The organism is Microcystis sp. M31BS1 (assembly GCF_020245285.1).
Classification (GTDB): domain Bacteria; phylum Cyanobacteriota; class Cyanobacteriia; order Cyanobacteriales; family Microcystaceae; genus Microcystis; species Microcystis panniformis.
In genome coordinates, this window is the sequence record NZ_JADBVE010000131.1 from 1 (window position 1) to 2804 (window position 2804).

The following is a 2804-nucleotide window of genomic DNA, read 5'->3' on the forward strand; positions in this document are numbered from 1 at the left end:
AAAGCCACTCTTAATCGTGTCTTGGAACGAAATAGAGGCTTTTAAAGACCGCGTACATGGAGAATTAAAACAAGAATTACCCTCGAAAAGCCTATTTTTCTACTAAGTATTTATGCTCATTGCAAAGGTGAGATGCTCCCTACTAATAGTTTGGCCATCAGTTTGTTAATTATGCCCTAAAGTTACCGCCACCGCCCCCCAATTATCCCCATGCCTAGCGTTACCCTCAGCCTCCATCACTTTAATCAATCCGTCACTACCTGTGAATTAATTGTTGACCGGGCCAGTCTTTGCGATTTAATTAATACGGGCAATCCAGAAGTGATCGTGGTGGTGGATGAGCGGTATTGTCCCCTAGGACTGATTGAGAGTCAAGCCCTGATCGCTTACCTCCTCTATCAACAACAGCATCCCGAAATCAGAAACCCCTCCCCCAACTGTCTGGATCTGAGCGGTTGGCTGCGTCCGATTATCCCTCTGAACTCGCGCATGGCCGTGAGTGAGTTTCTGGCCACCCTGAGGGGAGAAGCGATCGCAAAAGCCCCTATTTTAGTGGATGCTCAGGGCAAACTGTTAGGACGTTTAGACACCGGCAAACTTCTCCAATTTTGTCTCGGGGGCTCGATTCTTGATGATCCCCCTCCCCAGCCCCGCATCAGCGATCGCAATTTCCCCCCCCGCAGCGATCATCCTCTGGAATTTCTGGAACAATTACCGCTGCCGCTGCTGCTCTACAGTCCAGAAGCAGGGATTTTATATCAAAATCAGGCTTGGTGTCAACAAATCGGGGCAGCTTTCCCAGCTAATATTGATAAATCTCCCTTTGCTTTGGTTAATGACCCCTTAACCCTCCCATCCCCTACTCCCCCCCTGTTTCCCCAGCGTCTAGAAACGGTGACATCGGGTGTAGCCAAGACTTGGCGCCTGTTGTCCGCGCCGTTAAATTTAACGGATAATTATCCTTTGATCGAGAAAGCTTCAGGACTGTGGTTACTGTTAGCCACCGATATCACCGAACAACAGCAATATTGTCAGGAATTAGCGGTTAAAAATGCCGATTTAGTCCATTTAAATCGTCTTAAGGATGAATTTCTCGCCTGTGTTAGCCATGAGTTTAAATCGCCCCTCACCGCCGTTATCGGTCTCTCCAATCTGCTACGGGAACAAAAAATCGGTGAACTTAACCCCCGACAGTCCAAATATGCCGATTTAATCTATCGCAGCGGTCGCCAGTTAATGGCTTTGGTTAATGATCTCCTCGATTTAACCCGCCTAGAGACAGGACAACTACAATTAACTTTAACTAGAGTCAAAATCGATCGCCTCTGTCAACGGGTTTACAATATCATCGTCGATAAATATCCCCAACGTCTTGATCTCCCCAGCAGCTATCGTCTTGACATCGAATCGGGGTTAGATTATGTCCTGGCCGATGAAACCCGTTTACAACAGATGTTAGTGCATTTGTTAGATAATGCGGTAAAATTTACCGTTGATGGCGGTAATTTGGGCATTAAAGTCAATCGTTGGGAAAATTGGCTGGCTTTTACCGTCTGGGATACGGGAATCGGTATTCCGGAAGAATCCCAGCATCTGATTTTTCAGAAATTCCAACAGCTAGAAAGTCCTTTCACCCGTCAATTTGAGGGCGCAGGTTTAGGTTTAGTCCTCAGCCAAAAATTAGCGCGTTGTCACGGTGGCGATCTATCTTTTGTCTCCAAGGCCCAGGAAGGTAGTGAATTTACTTTACTACTGCCAGTTCATCCCCAAGGTGCAGACCAAGAGTCCGCCACTCCCCAACGTCTGGTGTTAGTGGTGGAAGCTAATCCCCAAGTGATCGAACAGTTTGTCGATCGCTTAAGTGAATTGGGATTAAAAGCCATTATCGCCCGTAGCGGCACTGAGGCGATCGAAAAAGCCCGTCAGTTAAAACCCCGTTGTGTTTTTCTCAATCCCAATCTCCCCCTCTTGTCCGGTTGGGATGTGTTAACACTGCTGAAATCCCATCCCCAAACCAAAGATATAAAAGTTATTGTCACCGCCGCCGATTCCGAGCGCAACCGCAGTCAACAGCAAGGGGCCGATAGTTTTCTGGTTCCGCCGATCACCTCGGCTGCTCTGCAAGCTTGCCTAAATCTGACCGTTTCTCCCGTTACTAGCCGAAAACGGCGCACTGCTCCGACTCTGCTGCGTTTACACGGTCATTATGCCCCCAATTTCTCCGATTTATCTTCCTTTAGTTGGATTTGGAATAATCAATTAGTTCGGGAAAATTATCGTTTTATCGAGGCCGATAGTTGCGAACAGGCGGAACTTTTAGCCACTGTCTGGGAGGTGGACGCTATCTTAATCGATAGTTCGATCGCAGAAGATTTATACTCTTATCTGCAAACCTTGAGCGAGTCGCAAACCCTCGCTAATTTACCCCTAGTCACCCTTGATGTGGCTGTCACCGAGGTAGCCAATCAAATCCCCGGTTTAGCCGTTTTTCCCTGTTTGGCCCCCCCGACGGAAAACCGCATCGAACAGCTATTAAAGGTGATCGAGACTGCTGATCTGGCTTTTTCTCGCCACTTGAGCGGCGATCGCATCCTGTAGGGGCGAAGCATTCGGGCAATAACCTATCGGTAAAACCCCACACCCCAGCTGCCCCCCCCCGATCCCTAGGGCTGTTTCATTCTCCCATCAGAATATCAAAAGTAAAAGCGATCACTATCAGGTAAAATGAGAAGTGACCGCCAACTTTTTAAATATATGTTGAGCTTAATAGAAAAACTAAAACAAGTCAAGGACTTTCGGAAAGA

Annotated in this window: 1 protein-coding gene; it reads left to right on the plus strand. The window is 47.6% G+C overall.

The annotated features are described in order from the left end of the window. Window positions 1-210 precede the first annotated feature (210 nt). A complete protein-coding gene (locus IM509_RS07465) occupies window positions 211-2598 on the plus strand; it encodes an ATP-binding response regulator (RefSeq protein WP_185237758.1) in 2388 nt (795 codons plus the stop codon). Window positions 2599-2804 lie beyond the last annotated feature (206 nt).

What these genes read in the sequence shown, in the direction of transcription:
- IM509_RS07465 (WP_185237758.1), top strand. Translation starts at nt 211, where the DNA reads ATGCCTAGCGTTACCCTCAGCCTCCATCACTTTAATCAATCCGTCACT.